23 protein-coding genes and 1 pseudogene are annotated in these 19763 nt (G+C 65.3%); 5 read left to right on the forward strand and 19 right to left on the reverse strand.

Translation table 11 applies throughout. The annotated features are described in order from the left end of the window. Positions 1-4: 4 nt before the first annotated feature. The 15 genes from DTPSY_RS16000 to DTPSY_RS16070 are packed head-to-tail and all read right to left on the reverse strand — an operon-like array spanning position 5 to position 13939. A complete protein-coding gene (locus tag DTPSY_RS16000; RefSeq protein WP_015914446.1) occupies positions 5-3961 on the reverse strand; it encodes a tape measure protein in 3957 nt (1318 codons plus the stop codon). 1 nt (position 3962) lies between these two features. Beyond that, positions 3963-4607, reverse strand: a complete 645-nt coding sequence (locus DTPSY_RS16005) for a DUF6441 family protein (protein ID WP_015914447.1) — start codon at positions 4605-4607, stop codon at positions 3963-3965. After that, positions 4582-4791: a hypothetical protein gene (locus tag DTPSY_RS16010; RefSeq protein ID WP_041838904.1), complete on the reverse strand. Its 210-nt coding sequence runs from the start codon at positions 4789-4791 to the stop codon at positions 4582-4584. Before DTPSY_RS16010 ends, DTPSY_RS16005 begins: the two co-directional genes overlap by 26 nt. Beyond that, positions 4788-5186 (reverse strand): DUF6631 family protein, encoded by a 399-nt coding sequence (locus DTPSY_RS16015; RefSeq protein ID WP_015914448.1) that lies wholly within the window; start codon positions 5184-5186, stop codon positions 4788-4790. Before DTPSY_RS16015 ends, DTPSY_RS16010 begins: the two co-directional genes overlap by 4 nt. Positions 5187-5197: 11 nt before the next feature. Then, positions 5198-5950, reverse strand: coding sequence for a phage tail tube protein (locus DTPSY_RS16020; RefSeq protein ID WP_015914449.1), 753 nt, complete (start codon positions 5948-5950; stop codon positions 5198-5200). Beyond that, a complete protein-coding gene (locus tag DTPSY_RS16025) occupies positions 5947-6165 on the reverse strand; it encodes a DUF7210 family protein (protein WP_015914450.1) in 219 nt (72 codons plus the stop codon). The genes DTPSY_RS16020 and DTPSY_RS16025 overlap by 4 nt, the downstream gene beginning before the upstream one ends. A gap of 5 nt (positions 6166-6170) precedes the next feature. Then, a complete protein-coding gene (locus tag DTPSY_RS16030) occupies positions 6171-6617 on the reverse strand; it encodes a hypothetical protein (RefSeq protein WP_015914451.1) in 447 nt (148 codons plus the stop codon). A 3-nt stretch (positions 6618-6620) separates the two neighbouring features. Beyond that, on the reverse strand, positions 6621-6923 hold the full coding sequence (locus tag DTPSY_RS16035; protein ID WP_015914452.1) for a hypothetical protein: 303 nt from the start codon (positions 6921-6923) through the stop codon (positions 6621-6623). Next, entirely contained in the window at positions 6923-7927 is a 1005-nt protein-coding gene (locus tag DTPSY_RS16040; protein WP_015914453.1) for a major capsid protein, read from the reverse strand. The genes DTPSY_RS16035 and DTPSY_RS16040 overlap by 1 nt, the downstream gene beginning before the upstream one ends. A 2-nt stretch (positions 7928-7929) precedes the next feature. Beyond that, a complete protein-coding gene (locus DTPSY_RS16045) occupies positions 7930-8307 on the reverse strand; it encodes a head decoration protein (RefSeq protein WP_015914454.1) in 378 nt (125 codons plus the stop codon). Position 8308: 1 nt separating this feature from the next. Further along, positions 8309-9634: a S49 family peptidase gene (locus DTPSY_RS16050; RefSeq protein WP_015914455.1), complete on the reverse strand. Its 1326-nt coding sequence runs from the start codon at positions 9632-9634 to the stop codon at positions 8309-8311. Positions 9635-9679: 45 nt separating this feature from the next. After that, entirely contained in the window at positions 9680-11179 is a 1500-nt protein-coding gene (locus DTPSY_RS16055) for a phage portal protein (protein ID WP_015914456.1), read from the reverse strand. After that, positions 11179-11385 (reverse strand): phage head-tail joining protein, encoded by a 207-nt coding sequence (locus DTPSY_RS16060; protein ID WP_015914457.1) that lies wholly within the window; start codon positions 11383-11385, stop codon positions 11179-11181. Before DTPSY_RS16060 ends, DTPSY_RS16055 begins: the two co-directional genes overlap by 1 nt. Before the next feature lie 29 nt (positions 11386-11414). After that, on the reverse strand, positions 11415-13370 hold the full coding sequence (locus tag DTPSY_RS16065) for a phage terminase large subunit family protein (RefSeq protein ID WP_015914458.1): 1956 nt from the start codon (positions 13368-13370) through the stop codon (positions 11415-11417). Between the two features lie 2 nt (positions 13371-13372). Further along, entirely contained in the window at positions 13373-13939 is a 567-nt protein-coding gene (locus DTPSY_RS16070) for a hypothetical protein (protein WP_015914459.1), read from the reverse strand. Positions 13940-14049: 110 nt separating this feature from the next. Between DTPSY_RS16070 and DTPSY_RS16075 the strand changes: the two genes are divergently transcribed. The 5 genes and pseudogenes from DTPSY_RS16075 to DTPSY_RS18440 all read left to right on the forward strand — a co-directional run bounded on the left by DTPSY_RS16075 (position 14050) and on the right by DTPSY_RS18440 (position 16154). After that, positions 14050-14256, forward strand: coding sequence for a DUF6900 domain-containing protein (locus tag DTPSY_RS16075; protein WP_015914460.1), 207 nt, complete (start codon positions 14050-14052; stop codon positions 14254-14256). 95 nt (positions 14257-14351) lie between these two features. Next, positions 14352-14933, forward strand: a complete 582-nt coding sequence (locus DTPSY_RS16080; RefSeq protein WP_015914461.1) for a DUF3489 domain-containing protein — start codon at positions 14352-14354, stop codon at positions 14931-14933. A gap of 99 nt (positions 14934-15032) precedes the next feature. Then, a pseudogene (locus DTPSY_RS16085) lies at positions 15033-15395 on the forward strand (hypothetical protein). 16 nt (positions 15396-15411) lie between these two features. Then, positions 15412-15879 carry a hypothetical protein gene (locus tag DTPSY_RS18435; RefSeq protein WP_187148587.1) on the forward strand — a complete coding sequence of 156 codons (468 nt, stop codon included), beginning with the start codon at positions 15412-15414 and terminating at the stop codon, positions 15877-15879. Positions 15880-15911: 32 nt separating this feature from the next. Beyond that, complete coding sequence (locus tag DTPSY_RS18440) at positions 15912-16154, forward strand: hypothetical protein (protein WP_015914462.1); 243 nt, start codon at positions 15912-15914, stop codon at positions 16152-16154. Here DTPSY_RS18440 and DTPSY_RS16095 read toward each other — a convergent pair. The 4 genes from DTPSY_RS16095 to DTPSY_RS16110 form a co-directional block, all read right to left on the reverse strand. Continuing rightward, positions 16118-17395: a site-specific DNA-methyltransferase gene (locus tag DTPSY_RS16095; RefSeq protein ID WP_015914463.1), complete on the reverse strand. Its 1278-nt coding sequence runs from the start codon at positions 17393-17395 to the stop codon at positions 16118-16120. The two genes, DTPSY_RS18440 and DTPSY_RS16095, sit on opposite strands and share 37 nt — an antisense overlap. Then, positions 17392-18807: a site-specific DNA-methyltransferase gene (locus DTPSY_RS16100; RefSeq protein WP_015914464.1), complete on the reverse strand. Its 1416-nt coding sequence runs from the start codon at positions 18805-18807 to the stop codon at positions 17392-17394. Before DTPSY_RS16100 ends, DTPSY_RS16095 begins: the two co-directional genes overlap by 4 nt. 358 nt (positions 18808-19165) lie before the next feature. Continuing rightward, on the reverse strand, positions 19166-19561 hold the full coding sequence (locus DTPSY_RS16105; protein ID WP_015914465.1) for a DUF6362 family protein: 396 nt from the start codon (positions 19559-19561) through the stop codon (positions 19166-19168). Continuing rightward, entirely contained in the window at positions 19554-19763 is a 210-nt protein-coding gene (locus tag DTPSY_RS16110; RefSeq protein WP_015914466.1) for a hypothetical protein, read from the reverse strand. The genes DTPSY_RS16105 and DTPSY_RS16110 overlap by 8 nt, the downstream gene beginning before the upstream one ends.

The raw sequence follows: 19763 nt of genomic DNA on the forward strand, positions 1-19763 counted from the left end.
ACGGTCAAGCCGTGCGGGCGCGAGCGGCGTCCAGCAGTTGCAGCAGTCGCGCTTCGTCGCGCGCATCGACGCTGGCGTTGACCTTCTGTTGTCCCGAGGACAGTTCCACGCGCACGGTGCGGGTGGGCGTACCTTCGAGCAACGACGGACGTGGCAGGCTGTGGCTTGCGGGATGCACCAGGCCGCCCGAAGCGAAGCCCTGAATGCCCGCCAGCGCGCGCCCGGCCAGTGCCTGCGCCGGAGCGCTCAGGTTGTTGATGGCCTCGAAGAACCCCACGCCCAGGCGCGCCACGGCGTTGCGGTTGACCACGTACTCGCCGGGCGTGAGCATGGCGGGCACAGTGTCGGACTTGGCGAGTCCTCCTCGCCGATAGAACTCACCCTGGTGCTGCTCCATGTATTCGAGCAGCTCGCGCTCCAGATCGTCCCTTGCAGCGTTCATGGCCCACTGCCAGCGCTGGGTGACGGTGGCCAGCGCCGAACGCTCGCGACTCGTCAAGGTTTTGAGCGACTCCATCCGCTCGAGTAGCGGTTTGTCCAGGTTCCAGAGCTTTGACCAGTGGTTGCGCGTGGCCTGGTTGGCAATGGGCCCACCCCAGTTGCCGTTATTGATGCTGCGCATGCCCAGTTCCATCATCTTTTGCGCCTGTGCGACTTCGCGGTTCTTCTTCGGCGTGGTGATGCCCACAAATCCGCCAGTGGCAAACCGGGCCGCGTGGTTGGCCAGCCGGGCCAAGGGGCTGCTGCCATATTTGCGCACCGCCGCCTTGCGGATCACAAAGGCCCCGGCATCCAGGGTGCGCGGCACGGTGTCGTGGTGGCCGGAGCCGGGCACCGAGCCACCGCTCATCCGGGGAAAGGCCGGAGCCACCGCACCGCCGTCGGCAAACCTCCGCACGCCACCCACCAGACCGCCAGTGGCATTGGTTTCAACCTTGGTCACGTAGATGGTGTGGGTGCTGGAAGTGTTGCGCCCGTTGAGGCTGTCGATTTCCGCGCGTACCGCACCGACGTTGCTGGCCACCTGATGCTGCGACTCGGTCTGGATGCGATCCAGCGCCTTGATCATCCCCTCGACATTGGTGATAGCCGCCTGCGCCTTCTCGGTCGCCACCTTCAGCTCGAACTGCGCGTTTTGGTCGGCGTAGGTCTTGAGCTTATCCAGTGCCTCCTTGGCCTTGGACACATCGGCATCGACCGGCAGCGTCTTGCCTTCCTTGAGCAACTGCTCGTATTCCTTGAGCTTCTTCTCCGCTTCCTGCAGATCGGCCTGGATCTGGAGCAGGTATTCCTTTTCGGCCAGCGCCTTGTCCAGATCAGTGATGGCCTTGTCGAAGCGCGTGGTGTCGGCGTCGAGCGTAACCTTCAGACCGTCCTTGAGCTTGGCGGTGATGTCGTCGATCTGGCGTGTGGTCTCGGTCAGCGTGCGCTGAATCTCATCGCGCGCGGTGATCGCCGAGCGTGCCGCCGTCTGGTGCGCCTTCGCTTCGGCGTCCAGCGTCTGGTTGAGGATTTCCTCGGACTGGCGGATGCGGTCGATGGCGTCGCGCACGCCCTGTTTGCCTTGCGCGGCCTGCGCGTCGGCGTCCTTGACCTTCTGCGCCAGTTCGGCGCGCAACTGATCGGCCTGCCGCATCAGATCGGTGGCCTGCTGGTATTCCTGCCTGCGGTAGGCCTCGCGCGACTGCGCTTCCAGTTGCGTGACCTGCGATACCGCCTGCTCGGACTGCTTGCGCGCTTCCTCGCCGCGCTTGGCCTCGTTGGTCTGGCTGGTGGCAACCTGCGCGGCCATGTCCATCGCCTTCTGCGCGAGCTGGCGGGCAAGCTCCAGCTCGCCGTTGGCCAGCGCCCGGCGCGCCTGCTCCTGCATCTCAGTGATCTGGCGCTTGCGATCCTCAGTGGCCTCGTACTCCGTCATGCCCTGACGGCGGATGTCGCGGATGCGCTCCTCCGTGGACATCGACAACTGGCGCTTGGCTTCCTCGATGCGCTGCACTTCGGCCAGATGCCGGTTGGCTTCGGCGTTGAGCGCGTCGATGTGCTGGCGGTACTCGGAGAGCGCCTGCGTCAAGGTCTGGCGCTTGGTGGCGAGGATGTCGTTCTCGACCCGCTGCACGTTGGCGCGGCGATCTTCCTCGGTCTGGCCTTGCCGGGCAGCGGCGTCCTTGCGCGCCTGCGTTTCCTGATCGATCAGGCCGAGCGTCTCGGTCGTGGCCTGACGGCGCAGGGTTGCCTGCTGGGTCAGCGCCTCGGTGAGCAGCTGAGTGGACTTGGTGATCTTGGCCGTTTCGGACTGCTGGGTGCGTTCCAGTTCCGCCTTCTCCTGCTCGTAGCGGTTCTTCACCGCCTGCACCTGCTGCGCGAGGCTGGCCTCGACGATGGAGGTCAGCCCCTTGTAGGCCTCGGCCATCTTGGCGGTCGCGTCGTTGACCACGCCTTGGGCCTTGCCCACCGCCTGTTCGACCTCGCCCAGCCGGGACTTGAGCTTTTCCAGCGCAGCGTGGACGGCCTCGATGCCGCGCCCGACCGCTTCCTGCGTGCCTTGGCGCACGGCTTCCAGCCGCTTGGCGATTTCCTCGGCGGCGGTCGCGGCGGTGTTCATCGCGCCCTTGGCCGCGTTCGCGCCTTCGGTGGCGTCGGCGTACATCTCGGCGAAGATGCGGTTCATTTCCGTCAGGCGTTCGTTGTGGCGCTGGGTGGCCTCGGCAATGGTGTCGGACGTGAAGATGGCGGCGAACACCTCCCACCGATAACGCAGGTGCTCGATGCCCGTCATCAGCACCTGCACCATGAAGATGCCCGCCTTGCGGACGATCTCGAACTTCTCGGACAGCCACGTGCCGATCTCCCAGCCGATGATGGCCGCGCCGAGCACGCCGAAGGCCACGCGCAGCTTGCCGACCGTGGCGATGGCGTTCGAGACGGACAGGTTGGCCGTGGCCCACGCTGCCGCCGTGGTGCTGGCCGCCGTCACCGCTGCCGCGCCCACCGTCTGCCACGCGATGATCAGCGCCGGGATTAGGCGGTAGACCAGCACCGCGAGACCGACCTCGGCGATGCGGCCCAGCCACTTCATCACCGTGTCCAGGTTCTCCGACAGCCACGTCAGGGCCTCGGCGAGCTTCTTGGTGAAGCCGGTCGATTCATCGAGCTTGCTGACCCACTGTCCGAAGGCGTTCGACAGACGCGTGAAGGCCTGGCTAACGGTCATCGGCAGTTGCGCGTACTCGGCGGCCAGCTTGTCCTTCTGGCTCATCAGCGCGTTGACCACCACGTCAGCGGTGAGCCGCCCTTCCTCGGCGAGCTTGCGCAGCCGTCCGATGGGTACGTTCAGGCCGTCGGCCAGTGCCTTGGCCAGACGGGGGCTGTTTTCGACGACAGAGTTGAATTCCTCGCCGCGCAGCACTCCCGAGGCCAGCGCCTGACCGAACTGCAGCAGGGATGACTGCGCCTCGGTGGCCGATGCGCCGGAGATGCGCAGCGCCTGCGAGATGCTCTCGGTCAGCGAGAGCGCGTCCTTCTGCTCGCCACCCAGCATCCGCACGGCCTGCTGGAGCTTGCCGTAGAGCGTGGCGGTTTCCTGGATCGGCACGCCGATGCGCTGCGCGATGGCGAACAGATCCTTCTGCGCGACCGTGTATTCGCGCTGGCCTGCGGTGGCGAGCTTCAGGCGCGCGGACATCATGTTCCAGGCGTCGGCGATCTGGACGATCTCCTGCACCTTGCCCGCCGCCCAGTTGAGGGTGAGGAAGGCCAGCAACTGCGTCTTGGCCTTGGCGACCTGATCGCCGAAGGCGTTCATCCCGGCCTTGACCTCGGCCATCCCGGCGGCGGCTTTATCGCCTGCGGTCTTGGCGTTCGCGCCAAACTCGCCAAGGCTGCGCTCGGCCGAATTGATGGCGCGTTTGAGCCCCTCGTCAGCGCCTTCGAGCGCAACAAGGATGGAAATACGGTTTGCCATTTCAGTCCACCAGCCGCAACTGCTTCTCGATCCGTGCAGAGAGGCGCGGGATGCGGCCGGCGACGATGCGCTCGACGTTCAGCCGCTTCTTGATCTGCACGCGCGGCACCAACACGGCGATGGGCACGTCGGCACCGCGCTTCAGCTTCTTGATGCCCTCGGCTTTTCGGTAGCGGCGTTTGAAGCCCGACAGTGGCCGGTCGTGTTCCTTGATGTTTTCGGCCATCAGCACGATGTTCCCCTTGGCGTTCTTGATGAAGTAGGCGTTGCCGCCGCGCATCAGCTCGGCGATCTGCGCCTTGAAACGTTTGCGGCCCACGCGCCCATGAAGCGGGATCAGCATCCGGCCGCCAATGACACCGCCACGTTCATGGATACCTGACCACGGGATGCGCGAGCCGACGTAGAGCGCGGGCAGTCGGTTCTTGTCTTTGTCGAGCACCTTGGCGGTGAAACCCTTGACGAAGGACTTCTTGACCACCGTCATCTGGCCCGCGACGTGGCTGCGCACGTCCTCTTTGAGTTCGGTGGCTTCACTGGCGATGCCGCGCGCGACCGCCTTCTGCACCTTCTCGCGGAACTCGCCGCCCCAGCGGCGCAACTGCGCCTGTGCGGCCTTGCTATCGATGCGAACCGAGATGCGCATGGTCTTGGAGCCTATCGAGGGTCTGATCGAGGTGGCGGGCGTCGCCCCGTGCGCCGATGGCGATCAACGACAGAAGCCGTGCATCGCGTGCGGCATCCTCCCGCGCGGTGGCGGCGGCGAAGCCGCGCACCTGCGCCAGGGTGTAGTCGAGGATGTCGGGCAACCGGTGGCCGTGGGCGATCAGGTGCTGGACGGTGTCGAACCAGCCGTGACCATCGATGCCTTCGCGCCCGTCCGTGCAATCAGCCCGTCGAGCCGGGGCATCACCGTCCGGGTAAAAAAATCGGCGTTGACCTCGATCACCTTGGCCGCGAGCAGAATGGCCTCGTCGGCGGCCAGCTCATCGACCCACGCGCGCGGTTTGCCGACGGCAATCGACACTGCCGTCAGCAGGTCGTCGCCGCGCTCGCCGAACAGCGCCAGCCAGTCGATGCCATCGCCGCCGATCTGCTGCATCACCGGCGTGATGGCGCGCAGGAAGGCGGGCATCTGGCCGACCTTGAGCGGCTTGATGGCCAGCGGCTCGCCGTCGATGACCAGATCCACCGCCTGCGGGATGAGAGTTTCCAGATCGCTCATGGCAGTCCCCATCACAGTTGCACGATGCGGCCGAACTGGCCGAGCACCGCGTCATAGGGCTTGGTGGTGTCGGCCAGGAGCGAGCCTTCCAGCTCGAACTTGTTGTACTCGTCGGAGATGAAGGAGATTTCCTTCAAGGGATCGAAGGCCACGCGGTACAGCTCGACCAGCACCTTGGCGTTGCCCTGCGCGGTGTTGATGCCTTCCAAGCGCAGGTAGCGCTCGGGCAGCGCCTGCGTGAAGATGCCGATCTCGATGGCGACGCCGTAGCTGTAGGCGGCCTTGAACGGTGCGGTGAAGCCGGTGGTATCCAGAAACTGGAGGGCACCGAAGTCGGTGTCGGCGGTGTAGTGCGTGCCAGCGGTCAGCGTCGCGGGCGTGCCCGCCGAGTCGGTCACCACCAGCGACGACACCTTTGGGTGGGCGAAGAAGTAGCGGTCGCCCACCACCGGTGCCGCGCCGCCGATGGGTTCGGCGGTGACCGTGCCGGTGCTGCCGGTGATGTGGTTGCCGTAGAGGGCAAGTGCGAGGTTTTCCTTGGTGAACTCCTCGATGGTGAGGTTCACGGTGGCCGACTTCTGCTTGACCATCCGGTGATCCAGCGAGCGTTGGCCCGTCTGGCTCTCGTAGTGCTCCAGCACGTCGGTCTTGAGCGAGAGTTTGAGCTCGGCGACGTTGCCGGGCGAGCGCACTTCGATGGGCAGGCCGTCGATATCGCGCTTGCCGAGGAAGACGCGGCCTTGGAACGATGCATAGGTGCTCATGATTTGGATTCCTTGCGTTGGGTGGGAGTGGGTTTGGCTTCGATGGGAGCGCTGTCGCCTTCCGGCTGCGGCACGGGTGCGGGCTGGCGGTCGTGGCGGGCGATGCCGTTGGCGATGAGCCAGTCGGCGGTGCGGCCATCCACATCGAGCCGTTCGCCCGCCTTGTGGGCTTGGCCCGCGTGGGAATGCGGGTGAGTCAGAACGATGGAAGTCATGGGTGTCATCCCTTGGTTGAAAGATCGGTGTCGAGCGTCCGGTAGGTGATCGCGTAGCGCGCGGGAATAGCGGCGGCCACCGCGTCGGCGTCCTCGATGTCCCATTCGCATTCCTGCTCACGGATGCCAAGGCTCAAGCCACCCAGATTCCGGTCGGCCAGCAGCGCGGCGTGAGCGGCGGTCAGCAGCCGGTCGGCTTCGGTTTCCGGAATCGCGGGCGGCACCGCGCGGGCCAGCGCGACGAGGCGCACGATCAGTTCACGCGTGACGCGGTCGTTGGCGCGCTCGGTGATGGATTCGGACTCGGGGAACACCACCAGCGCCGGGCATTGCTCCCGGCTGATGGCCACCGTGGGCGAGCGGTGCAGCGTGGCCCCGAGCGATTCCACCGGCGTGCGGACGGCCGTCATCACCGCGAGCAGAATCTGTTCGCGGATCGAGTTGCCGGACACGGGTCAGAGCCTTGTGAGCTTGGCGCGCATCTCCGAGCCATCGCCCACGGCCCGGATGTCACGCACCTGATAGATCACGCTGCCAATCTCAACCGCCTCGCGAGCAGCCAGATCCACGAACACCGAAGCCGGGTACGACATCTGGTAATCGGTGGTAGAGGCCAACCCGTCGAACACAGCGTCGTCCGGCGCGGCGAAGCCCACTGGATGCTGCTGGGCGGGACTGCCATCCGACGGTTGCCAGCGACACTCCCTGAGCAGCCCGGCGTTACCCGCTGAGGCGTAGATCTGTTCCACGATGCCCATCACGCTACCGTCAGCTTGACCAACACGCCGGGGCGATGGCACATCGGCAGCGGGTTGGACTGCGTGTGCAGGTCGGTGCCCCGGTCGAATTTGCGCGGCTCCTGCTTGGCATACAGCGGCTGGCCCACCGTGTTGACGGTCTCGTTGAAGTCCGCCGGTGCGAAGTAGGTGCCGAAGGTGTCGATGGTGCCCAGCGGGAAAGCGTGGGCCTCACCGGCGGCGATGAAGCGGCGGGCGGTGCCACTGGCATCGGTGGCCTGGCCCCGGTACTCCTCGAAGGTGATTCCGCCGTAGGTGAAGCCGCGACGCACGTCGTTGATGAGGATGGCCCCGTTCTGCCAGTTCTCGAACGCCTTCTCGACCTTGGCGTGACCGGTGAGCGCAGCGAAGAACTCCGCCGAACACAGGCAATGGACGCCGTTCATGAACTCGCCCTTGAGGTTCTCCTCGATGGTCGCCAGCACCGTGGTGCATTTGGCTTTGACGTTGGTTCCCGCCGTGCCCAACTCGAAGGCCACGGTCTGCTGGGCGATCTCGAAGGCATCGAACAGGTCGTAGAGCACCGAACCATCGGCATCGAGGATCACGCCCTTGAGCGCGCCGACGCGCAGGTGCTCCAAGGTGATCGCGTGCTTGTTGCGCATCGTCTCCAGATGGCGCGCGACGACGCCCGCGACCGTCTCGGTTTCGGTTTCCGAACCGAAGGCGCGGATGCCTTGCACTTCCTCGGGCAGTACCACGTCGTCGTGCGGGATGTGCGGCACGACGAAGGAACGCAGCTTGCGCTTGCCGCGCACGCCGACCGTGCCGGGCGAGCCCGGCGGCAGCGTGGGCAGCAGGTTGAGCACGCCGTTCATTTCCTCGACGACGATCTGGCGCTGACGCACCGGCTTGGGCGGCATCAGGTTCAGTTCTTCCAGACGGCCGTAGCGGTTGGGCAGGATGTTGATGGCGGCCGTGAGCGCAGCCATCGAGAAGGCGGGATTGCTGAAGGGGTTGTTCATAATCAGGCTCCTTGACGGACGAGCACGCCCAGCGCCTTGAGCTGCGCAATGGCGGTGAGTTGTTCGGCGGTGGTGATGGCATCGGGCCACGCGAGCGCGTGATGGGCGACGACGGCGTGGCGCGCGACGACGAGGCCGTCATCGCGGTCGATCAAATTGGCATCGCAGGCTTGCAGCAGCACGCCTGCGGCGACCTGCGTGCCGTCCTCAGCGGACGGATCGATCTGCTTGTATTTGCCACTGGCGGTGACGATGCCGAGCACCGTTCCCAGCGGCAGGTTTTGACCCGATGCGACCGTGACGCGGTCGCGCGAGTAGAGGTTGGGTGCTTCGTACTTGAGCAGATCGCCCAGGTTCAGGGGTTCGGCGAGAACGGACATTTCAGATCTCCTTCTTGAAGGCGGTGGATTGCGCCGCGATCTGCTTTGCTGCATCGATCAGCGGATTGCTGGCCGCAGGGCGCACGGCATCGGGCGTGATGCGACTGGTGATTTCGGGACTGGCGTCGGCCTGCGCGGCCAGGAGCTGGCTGCGCACCTTGGCGGGCGAGGCCTGCGCTTCGAGGAAGCCCGCGATCAGGTCGGTGCGCCCAGCCAACGTGCAGGTCTGGGCGATTTCGACGGCGTCGGCCACGGTCATTGCCGTGGCGGTGGAGGCGGTGGCGGAGGGTTGAGGAGGATTGCCAGCAGGATCAGCAAGAGGCCGATCAAGAGCAGCGGGGTCGGTTCGATCATTCATGGATGACTCCATCTGGTGGTTGCAGAAATGGCCCCCAAGCTGCGCCTGCGGCTCGCTGCCCCCCAGGGGGGTGCTCCTGCCTTGGGGCGGCCCGGCGGCGCGGAATCCCGCTTGGCTGGCCGAAGCCACCTGAGTCGGGAGTGGGGAAAGCGATTGCGTGAGCTGCGAGAGCGCGTCGTCAAAGCCGCCGACCGCATCGGCCAGACCAGCGCCGACGGCATCCGGGCCGAAGAACAGGCCCGCTTCGGTGGCGCGCACGGCGTCGGCGTCGAGGCCGCGATGGCGAGCGACCGTCTCGACGAAGAGGTCGTAGACGCGATCCACCTCGGCCTTCAGGACGGCATGCGCTTCGCCGGAGATCGGTTCGTGCGGGTTGAGGTCGTTCTTGCGCTCGCCCGCGAACACGGCGGTATAGCGAACGCCATCCTTCGCGTCCTTCACCGACTGATCGATATGCATGGCGATGACGCCAATCGAGCCGACGCCGCCGGTGCGCGCGACGAACACGCGGCTCGCGGCGGACACCAGCGCGTACGCCGCCGAGAACGCCATGTCGTTGGCCACGGCCCAGACCGGCTTGATCCGGCTGGCCGAACGGATGCGATCGGCCAGATCGAACACGCCGCCGGATTCGCCGCCGGGCGAATCGACATCAAGCAGGATCGCGGCGACCTCAGGGCTGGCCAACGCCGCGTCCAGTTGCACGGCGATGCTGGTGTAGCTGGCGAGGCCCGACACAGCTTCGAGGCCGGAGGTGCGGCGTACGAGCGTGCCGTGGATCGGGATGACGGCGACCTTGCCGGTCGCAGGCGACAGTGGGCGTGTGGTCGGCGCGTAGTCTGCGGGCACGAGCATGTCGGTCAGGCCAATGCGCGCACCGAACACGGACAGGATGACGTCGAGTTTCGGGCGATGGATCGCCAGCGGCACGCCAAAGAGGCGCGCCGCCAGATGTGGCAGCACGGTCATGGGAATCCTTCTGGAAAACGGTCAGGCGACGAGTCAGGGAATCGACTAGCTGCCGGTGGCCTCGGGTGTGACGGCGTTGCGGTTTGGTTCCGCGCTGCCGCCGTCCTTCGACGTGTAGCGAGGATCGGAATCAAAGATCAGGCCGAGGTCGTCGGCGCGCTGGTTGTCGGCGGCGATCTCGCGGTCGACGTCTTCGGCGTCGTAGCCGTTGGCCGAGATGGCTTCCGAGCGCGACATCAAGCCCGCGCGGATGGCCAGCAACATCGCCTTGAATTCCTTCTCTGGATCGACCCACTGCCAGCCCTGGGGAATCCACTTCACCGCGAGGTACTGACGACAGCGGGCAGCCCCGCCACGCGCGAAACCGGGCGCTTCGAGCGCACCGGCGAGCACGGCCTGCTTCATCCAGGCCGCCCAGACCGGGCGACACATTTGATGCACCAGCACGCCGTGCTGCACCATCTCGCAGCGACGCCGGAACTCCAGCATCCCGGCACGGATGGACGAGTAGTTCACGCCCGTCAGATCGCCGGTCAGTTGCTCGTAGGTGATGCCGATGGCGGCGGCAACCGCGCGGAACTGCGTGCGCAGGAACTCGGAGTACGAACCGCCCACGTCGGCGGGATCGGAGAACTTGATGTCCTCGCCGGGCTCCAGAATCTGCAGCGTTCCCGGCTCCAGCCCGGCGAGCGCAATCCCTTCGGCGTCGGCTGCGCCTTCGCCCATCAGGTTGTCTTCCGGGTTGGCGCGCGTGACGAAGCCCGCGAACATCGCGGCGGTCTTCTTGCGCACCAGCTCGGCGTCGTCATATTGATCGAGCTCGTTGAGCTTGACCAGGGCACGCGACAACCACGGCTCGCCGCGGATCTGGCCCGGGCGCAGCACGCGGAACAGATGGATGATTTCCGCAGCCGGGATGCGCACCGTGTCCATCCCCCCCTGGCCGGACATCGGCGCGAGCCGACCGTCCTCCGGGTGCGATCGGTACAGGTGGTAGGCGACGCGCCGCCCCAGACTGTCGAACTCGATGCCGGAGCGCACGACGTTGCCCGAGGGCAGATCGGTGTTCAGATTGATCGGCAGGTGCTCGGGCTCCAGCAACTGGAGCTGCAGCGGAACGACCAGCCCGTCCTCCGGGCGTCGCGGCCGCAAGCGGATCAGGCATTCGCCGCCTTCGAGCATTGCGCGGCAGGCCAGCGCCTGCAGACCATAGAAGTCGGTCTGACCGGCGGCGTCGGCTTCCGCCGTCCAGTCGCGCCACAGCGCCTGCACCTCGGCCTTGAACGCCTCGTCAGGCGACAGGCTCTGGGGCTTGATGCCGGTGCCGACCGCGTTGGCCACGAAGGCTTCGATGCCAGCCTGCGCCCAGGCATTGCGGCGCACTAGGTCGCGGCTCTTGCCGCGCAGTTCGTTGCTAGTCGCCAGCATCGCGGCGACCGCGCCGGGGTTGCCGGGCATCCACGCCAGCGAGCGACGGCCACGCCCCGCCGCTTCGTGGACGGGAGGCTGGCCAAACAGGCTGCGAATTTTCGAGTACCAGGCCATCAGAAGCCCTTCGCCGTCGTGACGCGGATCTGGCGCTTCGCAGGCGCACCGATGCTGCGCGCGATCTCGGCCTCGACCATGCGAATCGCGGCCTGCAGCTCTTCGATGCTGCGGTACTCGACCATCTTGTCGCCAAAGCTCACGCGCCGCTCGCCCGTGGCAAGGGCACGTTTGAGTGCATCGAGTTGGGTGGTGGTGTAACTCACGGTGTCCTCATCAGGTCAGCCGTCGACAATCAGCGAAGCCAACGACTTCGAATGACGCGCCGACCGGTGTTGCGGTTGCCAGAAACGGCGAGGCCACCGCTGGGGGTGGCCTCGTTCAATTCAATGTCTTGGATGGGCTGCGGCTCATCCGGTGGGGGTGCTACCCCCAGTTGCCGCTCCAGTTCGCGCCAGTGGCGTTCCTCGAAGCGATCCAGTCCCGCGCTGGATGCGGCCGCGCGGGCGTAGACGTAGCAGTCCAGCGCCTCGTTGCGCTCGCGCATCTTCTGCCACTCGCGCACCGGGAAGCCGTTGCGGTCGCGGCGGGTGATCAGCTGTTCGGCGCAGAGCTGCTGGATGAACTCGGCGTCGATCTTGGGCAGATGGACGAACCCGGCAGGAAACACCGGGGTCAAGCCGTCATCGCCGACGTCCACGCTCTTGCGCAGGTTGTTGTAGAACTCCAGCTTGGCGATGCCGCCCGCCACCGTGAACACCTTGATGCCCCGGCGCAGCTTCTTGCCGCCCTGCGAGACATCGATGGCCGTGGGCGTGCCGATCAGGGCCGCGCCGCGCGGCACACCCTTGACCGCCATCACGCGCGGATCGTGGCAGGCACGCACGAAGGCATAGGCTTCCTGCGTGGCAAAGCCGGTGTCCAGCGCGAAGCGCGCCAGCGGCATCGCCGCACCCGATGCGTGCGTCCACTGCTCGGCCAGCATCGCGGCCAGGGCTTTCCACACCGCATCGTGGGCGGTGTCGCCCATCAGCACGCGGTGCTCGACCAGCCACGATTCCTTGCCGCGCCCGAAGGCCCAGACCGAGGCCTCGATGCGATCCTTCTGCACGTCCGCGCCGCCAACCAGCAGCAGACCGCCTTGCGGCACGCTGCCGATGCGGTACTCCTCGCGTCGCTCGACCAGCCGTTGCCAGTCGGGCGCTTCGCCTTCCTCGACCCAGGTTTCGCCCAGTTCGGTGTTCTTGAAGGTCTTGATCGCGGCGGCCGATCCCGATTCCTTGTTGACGGCGGCTTCCCACGCGGCGGCGATGTCGCGCCAAGAGCGCCAACCCACCGGGCTGTACAGCGACGACAGGTGAAAACCTGCCGTCTTGCCCTCGGCCATCGCGCGCCATTCGCCGTGCTCCAGCATCCACGTCTTGTGATGCTCGGCAATCGCGGTGTCGCAGGCTTCGCAGAGGTAGGCGGCGGTTTCCGGTTGCCCCTTGTCCCAGCGCAGTTGCTCGAAGCGCAACCACTGCGGGTGGTTGCAGTGTGGACACGGCACGAAGTAGCGGCGCTGGTCGCTGGCCTCGTACTCGCGTTCGATGGCGCTCGCCCCGGAGATCGTCGGCGTCGACACGATGAAGATCTTGCGGCGCGCGAAGGTGCGCGTGCGGGCCTCGGCCAGCGAGATCGCATCGCCTTCGCCCTCGACGTCCAGCGGATAGCCATCGACCTCGTCGAGGAACAGGTAGCGCACCGGCATCGAGCGCAGGCCGACCGCGCTGTTCGCGCCGGTCATCACCAGCACGCCGCCCCGGAACTCCTTGGCCAGAATCGTGTTGCCCGAATCCCGGCTGCGTGCGGGCGCGATCAATTCCGCCAGCGCCGCCGACTCCTCGATCAGCGGGTCGATCCGCTGCTTCGAGTTGCGCTTGGCCATCTCCACCGTCGGCCAGACCGCCATCATCGGGCCCGGTGCGTGGTGGATCACGTAGCCGATCCAGTTCGAGCCCATTTCGGTCGCGCCGAGCTGCGCCGCCTTCATGAGCGCCACCCGCTCGACCGGCGAGGTCGGCGACAGGCAATCCATGATCGCCTTCAGGTACGGCGTGCGGCTGGTGCGCCAGCGCCCGGGTTCGGCGGACGCCTTGCTGGAGAGCATCCGATGGCGATCCGACCATTCCGACACGGTGAGTAGCGGATCAGGCGTCAAGCCGTCGCGCCACGCGCGTTCGATCTCAACAGCGCCTTCGTAATCGTCCATCGTCAATCCACGCGCGGGCGCAGCTCACCCAGTTCGATCAGGTGCTCGCGCACGGCAGCTTCCAGCGTGACGTGCATCGTGTGCGCGTCAACGCCAAGCGCGGAGGCCATCTGCCCGGAGATGCGCGCAGGCCAGTTCAACCACGCGTCGCGCTCGATGCGCGCGAGCTTGAAGATGTGTGCCACGGCCTGCGCCCGATCCACCAGTTCCTTCTTGCGGTGCGCCAGCTCCAGGTTGTTGAGCTTGGCCTTGAGCACCTCGTTGACCGTGCGCGCCTGCAAGAGCGAGGTACCGCCCGCCGACATCGGCGCTGTGCTGGTGTCGGAGACATCGCGCTGCGGTGTCGCTTCGGCGGGCGCGAGCGCGGGTCGCGCCTTCGTGGTGCTGACCTTCTCCTGCGCAGCGGCGCGGCGCGGCTGCAATGTGTTTTGTGCCCACTGGGCGTCCGCCGCATCCGGATCAATCGTGCCGTCAGGCAGTGCGGCGATCCGCCCGGTGTCGATGGCCTTCTTCACGGCCACGTGCGACACGCCACGGTGGCGCGCATAGGCGCGAATCGAGAGTCCCATCGTCACCTTCTTCAATCATCTGTTCGTCATTCCTGCGAATTGAGCTTGGCTTCCATCGGGAACAGCGCGTTCATCACGTCACGCCAACCACCCCCCGAAAGGAACACGCCATGAGCCAGATCGACACCATCCTCACCCTGATCGCCCAGAAGCATCTGGGCATCGACACCCTGCAAACCCGCCACGCCGACAGCCTGGACTTCCACGACACGGCGGTGTGGTGCATCCGGGACGCGCTGGAAGCGGCCTTCAAGGCGGGCGTCGAACTCGGCGCGTCGAGCCCGAAAGCCACGGAAGCGGAGATCGCCAAGGACTGATCGGAAACCCACGAAACCAGGCGGAAGGCGCTTGGCTTCACTCCCGAACAGCGCGTTCATCACATCGTCATCCACCACCCCCGAAGGAGCAGCCCATGACCACCACCCAACTCACCCCGGCCCAGCACGCCATCCTCGCCAAGGCCATCAACACCAGCGGCGGCAAGATCGACTGGTTCCCCGACAACATCAAAGGCGGCGCACGCAAAAAGGTGCTCGACGGCCTGTTCAACCGCGCCCTGATCACGCCCGATGGCGAGGGCTGGTGCATCGCCGCCGAGGGCTACGACGCCCTGGGCATGAAACGCCCTCACATCGATGTCAAGCACACCTCGAAATTCGAGGCCAAACTCGACGCGATCATTGCCAACGCCGAAGCGGCGCAGGACGACACCGCAGACGCGGACGCAGAGCTCGAAGCCGCCGTCGCGCAAGCCGAGGCATCCTTCAAAACGCCCGTCAAAGCGCCTCGCACCCGCGACAACAGCAAGCAGGCCGACGTGATCCGGATGCTGCAACGCCCCGAGGGCGCGACCATCGGCCAGATCTGCACGGCCACTGGCTGGCAGGCGCACACGGTGCGCGGCACCTTTGCAGGAGCCTTCAAGAAAAAGCTGGGCCTGACCATCGTCTCGGACAAGCCGCAGGGCGGCGAGCGGGTCTACCGCATCGCCTGATCAGAAAGATCGAGAAAGAGACCAAGCGGCGCTTGGCTTCTCAATCGGACAGCGCGTTACTACGGGTGTCGCAACGATCAACCCGAAGGAGAAATCACCATGACCAGCATCCAGATCCCCGCCACCCAGAACGAAGCCTGGGGCTTTTGCGGCACGATGAATGAGCACGCCAGCGGCGCGTGGCCCCTAGCGATGAGCGCCATCTCGGACGCCACCGGTCAGCCCATCGAATCGGCGCGAATCTTCCTCGACAGCCGCCACGGCCGCCACTTTGCCGACGACGTCCAGAACGGGCTCTAGGAAGGCAAGACCCTGACCGACGCGATCAACGCCGCCACCGGGCGCTGGATGGGATGGACGATTGGCCGCCAGACCAGCAAGGACTACGGCATCCCACGCGGCCTGCCTTACCTGACGGGCTTTGTGATCCACTGCGAGATCTGCGACGAAGTGGCCGCCTGATCAGTACGTCCTTGACGTGGATGCTTCACCTTCAATAAAATCGATGAACACAATATCGATTTTATTGGAGAGTTTCGTGGGTGATAACAACTCCAAGCCTGCATACCGAATTCAGGCTGAAAGCCATGTGCTATCAAGGTCCGAGGTTGCCGCTACAAAGCGCAACCTGACTGAACTTGGGAAATCCCTTGATTTGATCCAGCGGCAGTTGATCAGCACCCCTGTTGATCAAACGAATGCACAAGAAGTCGCGGAAAAATTACTGGCGGCGTCGGCGTTGCGCGAATCCTTGAAGCGCCACGAGCAACAGATTGTGTCCTCTCTTCCTCAAACAAAGGGGGGGAAATTGTCAGATCGTGAACGCCAAGAGATAGCGGGTTACTACGCGACTGGACACTTCACTCAGGATGCTCTTGCAGAACAGTACGGTGTCAGTCAGTCCACGATCCATGAAGTCGTAGCGCCTAAACGCGACGATTCCTGATTCATCAAGCCCTCAACCACCAGGAGCACATCATGCGCATCCAAGAAAATGTTCGTCTTGCCGGAAACTTCAACCGTATCCGTGAACTCAACGAAGCCGGTGTTGGCGCTAACACCATTTCTGGTCTCTTCAAGGATCACGGCATCAACATCTCCCCGGATGATGTCCGAACTCTTATCAAGTGCGACAAAGCGCTAACCAGCAAATCTCTTCCAAAGAAGGCCTGCAAGCAGGTCATTCAGGAAAATGAGCTTGGCGGGTTTGCTACCACCTGAGCATCGTTGACCTGATCGAAAATCATGCCATCTGCCTCGCGGATAGCCTGCTTGCCGGTGTACTCCTCCCACCGGCGCACGATCACGTCCACGTACTTCGGATCGAGTTCGATCAGCCGCGCGATGCGGCCTGATTTTTCGGCGGCGATCAGCGTCGTGCCAGAGCCACCGAAGGGATCGAGCACCACGTTGCCGGGTCGGCTCGAATTGCGGATCGCGCGCTCGACCAGTTCCACCGGCTTCATCGTCGGGTGCAGATCGTTCTTCTGTGGCTTCTTGATGCTCCAGACGTCGCCCTGATCGCGGTCGCCACACCAGTGGCGTTGTGCACCCTCGGGCCAACCATACAGGATCGGCTCGTACTGGCGCTGGTAGTCGGCGCGGCCCAGCGTGAAGGTGTTCTTGGCCCAGATGATGAAGGTCGACCACTTGCCACCGGCAGCGCGGAAGGCGGCCTGCAGCACATCCAGTTCGCTGGACGACATCGCCACGTAGATGCCGCCACTGCAATGCGCGACGGTGGGCGTCAGCGCCGCCCGCAAGAAGTCATAGAAGCCGTCGCCCAAGTTGTCATTGAGGATCGCGCGATCCTTGCCGCGCATCTTGTCCTTGGCGCTGTTGGCGTAGTTCACGTTGTACGGCGGGTCGGTGAAAACCATGTCTGCCGCGTCGCCCTGCATCAGCCGGTCGTAGCTCTCGGCCACGGTGGCGTCGCCACACAGCAGGCGGTGCTGGCCCAGCACCCACACATCGCCCGGGCGGGAAATTGGCGTCTCGCCGACTTCGGGAACCGCATCCTCATCGGTCTGCCCCTCGTTGTCCGGCTCGTCGCCCGCGATCAGTTCGGCCAGCGCGTCGGCGTCGAAGCCGGTGATGTCGAGGTCGAAGCCGTCCAGCTGCAAGGCTTCCAGTTCGACCCGCAACATCGCGTCGTCCCAACCCGCGTTCTCGGCGATGCGGTTGTCCGCGATGACCAGGGCCCGGCGTTGGGTGGGGCTCAAGTGGTCGAGCACGACCACCGGCACGATCTCCAGTCCGAGTTTCTGGGCGGCGGCCAAGCGTCCGTGGCCAGCGACGATGATGCCGTCACTGCCCGCGAGGATGGGATTGGTGAAGCCGAACTCCGCGATACTGGCCGCGATCTGGGCCACCTGCTCTTCGGAATGGGTGCGGGCGTTGCGGGCATAAGGCAGCAGTTTGGCCGTGGGCCACTGCTCAATCTTGTCGGCCAGCCAGTTCATGCCACCACCTCGGCATCAACGGTGCTGGCGCGCTCGGCGGCGACCTGCTCGAAGGACTGACCGGTGGCGATCAGGGTGACCGGTACACCGGGGTGGTTCTGCTGGAAGCGTTTGATGGCGACGTCCACGTACTCCGACGCGATTTCCACGCTGCGGCAGACGCGACCCGTGCGCTCGGCAGCCAGCATCGTGGTGCCGCTGCCGCCGAAGGGGTCGAACACGATGTCGCCCGCATCCGTGTAGGCCTCGATCACGAACTCGGGCAGCGCGACCGGGAACACAGCGGGGTGGTCGATGTCCTGACCGATCTTGCCCTTGTGGCGCATCACGCGGATCACGCTGTCGGGGATGCGCGTGTCCTGTGTCGGCTGGCCCTTGTGCGTCCAGCCGCCGACCTCGCCATCCTTGCCACGCATCGCGGTGGACGAGCCATCGGCACGCAAGTGCGATTCCTGCCCGGCGTGCTTGCAGAGCACGATCTTGTTGGGCTTGCGGCTTTCGCGGTTGAAGTGAAAAACGAACTCAAAGCTCGGGGCCAGTCGGCCCTGCCAGTCGCCTGGCATCCCCGGCCCCTGATCCCAGACGTACCACGCGAAACGCCGCCACCCCTGCTGGCGCATCCAGGCTAGCCAGCCATCCCAATAGGGGATCACCTCGTTGTCGCGGTGAATGAGGCCCAGGTTGATCAGCACCTGACCGTCGCCTGCCATCGGCAGGTGCGCGAACACGCCACGCATCAGGCCATCCCAATCGGAGATGCCACCCGAGGTGTAGTCGCGCTGGTTACCGTAGGGCGGCGAGGTGAAGCACAGGCGAGAGACTTCACCCTGCATCAGCGCAGCGACCACGTCCCGGTCGGTGGCGTCGCCACAGATCAGGCGGTGCGCTCCGATGGCCCAGACATCGCCGGGGCGGGAAACCGACACGACGGGTGCTTCCGGAACGTCGTCAGCAGCGTCAGCCTCGTCGGCTTCGGACTCTGATTCATCATCATCGACCGCCACCGCACCGGTGAGCAGTGCCTCGATCTCGGCATCCTCAAAACCGGTAAGGGCGAGGTCGTATCCAGCGTCGGACAGCTCGGCCAGCTCCAGGGCCAGCATCTCCTCGTCCCAGCCCGCATCCAGTGCCAGCCGGTTGTCGGCGATCACCAGTGCACGCTTCTGCGCGACAGTCAGGTGGGCCAGTTCGATCACCGGCACCTGATCCAGACCCAGCTTGCGAGCGGCGGCCAGACGCCCGTGCCCGGCGATGATGCCGTTGTCGCCATCGACCAGGATCGGGTTCGTCCAGCCGTACTCGACGATGCTGGCCGCGATCTTGGCGATCTGGCCTTCGGCGTGCGTGCGCGGATTGCGGGCGTAGGGAATCAGCGCCTCGACCTTGCGGTACTCGACGTTGAGCGTGTTCAAAGTGGATGTCCCAAAAAGCAAAACCCGCCGAGCGTTGCCGCCGGGCGGGCTGGGTGAATGATGAATCTGGAGGGGTGGTAACCGTGTCGTGGGGTGGTAACCCGAGCCGGTAACCTGCCGACTGGTAACCTTGCCCGCGCCCTGACGCTAAAAAAGCATCGCGCTCGCGCCCCCCGCATGGGATTTTCGGCAGGAAGGACCCCTTTCGCCTCGGGCCACTCGCCGAACCGTCACCGCTATCCAGAAGATAGCTCGAATACTACGCTCGACCGGGGTGATTTGTTGCAGGGTCAAAAACCGCGCATCGCCGCTGACATGCTCACACTGCAAGCCACGCGCGCCAATTCACGCCAAAACCCTACGCCGTGACGACACCATTGAGTTGGTCGGCGACGGTCTGCAAGGCGCGGTGCCAGCGCCGCCACGCCGTCGTTCGGTCGCAGGCAAAACGGATCGTGATGTCGCGCCAGCCGTAGCGCTTGGCGCGCATCCACACCAGATGGCGCTGGTCGACCTCCAGCCACTGCACCCACTTCATCGTTTCCAGCATCCGGTCGATAGCGTCGGGGTCGGGTGGGAAAGGTCGGTAGACGTGCTCGTCGGCAGCGAACGTTTCCCACTCCTTGCGCACGATGATGGGCCAGGTGTTGAAGTAGCCTTGCACACGCACGGGCGGCAGGCGTCGTCCGGTGCTGGCCGCCTCCTCGAAGCGTGCGGCCACGTCGTCGATTGTCCAAGTGCGGGGATCAGCCATGACGTGCGCCTCCCTGTCCGTAGAGGCGCTCGCCGATGCGCCGCACGAACTCGCGCTCGATGAAGTCCAAGCGTTCGTCGGCAGCGTTGACCACGAGGATGTGCTGATCGCGCCAGCCGCGTTGCTTCATCGCGTCGAGATCTGTGGTCTCGGGCTGGAGGCGACCCAAGGGGCAGCGATAGGTGGGAGTCGAAATCTTCAT

It is taken from the genome of [Acidovorax] ebreus TPSY (assembly GCF_000022305.1).
Lineage (GTDB): Bacteria > Pseudomonadota > Gammaproteobacteria > Burkholderiales > Burkholderiaceae_C > Diaphorobacter > Diaphorobacter nitroreducens.

Coding starts and splice junctions, on each gene's coding strand:
- DTPSY_RS16000 (WP_015914446.1), bottom strand. CDS start 3,961: ATGGCAAACCGTATTTCCATCCTTGTTGCGCTCGAAGGCGCTGACGAG.
- DTPSY_RS16005 (WP_015914447.1), bottom strand. CDS start 4,607: ATGCGCATCTCGGTTCGCATCGATAGCAAGGCCGCACAGGCGCAGTTG.
- DTPSY_RS16015 (WP_015914448.1), bottom strand. CDS start 5,186: ATGAGCGATCTGGAAACTCTCATCCCGCAGGCGGTGGATCTGGTCATC.
- DTPSY_RS16020 (WP_015914449.1), bottom strand. CDS start 5,950: ATGAGCACCTATGCATCGTTCCAAGGCCGCGTCTTCCTCGGCAAGCGC.
- DTPSY_RS16025 (WP_015914450.1), bottom strand. CDS start 6,165: ATGACTTCCATCGTTCTGACTCACCCGCATTCCCACGCGGGCCAAGCC.
- DTPSY_RS16035 (WP_015914452.1), bottom strand. CDS start 6,923: ATGGGCATCGTGGAACAGATCTACGCCTCAGCGGGTAACGCCGGGCTG.
- DTPSY_RS16040 (WP_015914453.1), bottom strand. CDS start 7,927: ATGAACAACCCCTTCAGCAATCCCGCCTTCTCGATGGCTGCGCTCACG.
- DTPSY_RS16045 (WP_015914454.1), bottom strand. CDS start 8,307: ATGTCCGTTCTCGCCGAACCCCTGAACCTGGGCGATCTGCTCAAGTAC.
- DTPSY_RS16050 (WP_015914455.1), bottom strand. CDS start 9,634: ATGACCGTGCTGCCACATCTGGCGGCGCGCCTCTTTGGCGTGCCGCTG.
- DTPSY_RS16055 (WP_015914456.1), bottom strand. CDS start 11,179: ATGGCCTGGTACTCGAAAATTCGCAGCCTGTTTGGCCAGCCTCCCGTC.
- DTPSY_RS16065 (WP_015914458.1), bottom strand. CDS start 13,370: ATGGACGATTACGAAGGCGCTGTTGAGATCGAACGCGCGTGGCGCGAC.
- DTPSY_RS16070 (WP_015914459.1), bottom strand. CDS start 13,939: ATGGGACTCTCGATTCGCGCCTATGCGCGCCACCGTGGCGTGTCGCAC.
- DTPSY_RS16075 (WP_015914460.1), top strand. CDS start 14,050: ATGAGCCAGATCGACACCATCCTCACCCTGATCGCCCAGAAGCATCTG.
- DTPSY_RS16080 (WP_015914461.1), top strand. CDS start 14,352: ATGACCACCACCCAACTCACCCCGGCCCAGCACGCCATCCTCGCCAAG.
- DTPSY_RS18440 (WP_015914462.1), top strand. CDS start 15,912: ATGCGCATCCAAGAAAATGTTCGTCTTGCCGGAAACTTCAACCGTATC.
- DTPSY_RS16095 (WP_015914463.1), bottom strand. CDS start 17,395: ATGAACTGGCTGGCCGACAAGATTGAGCAGTGGCCCACGGCCAAACTG.
- DTPSY_RS16105 (WP_015914465.1), bottom strand. CDS start 19,561: ATGGCTGATCCCCGCACTTGGACAATCGACGACGTGGCCGCACGCTTC.
- DTPSY_RS16110 (WP_015914466.1), bottom strand. CDS start 19,763: ATGAAGATTTCGACTCCCACCTATCGCTGCCCCTTGGGTCGCCTCCAG.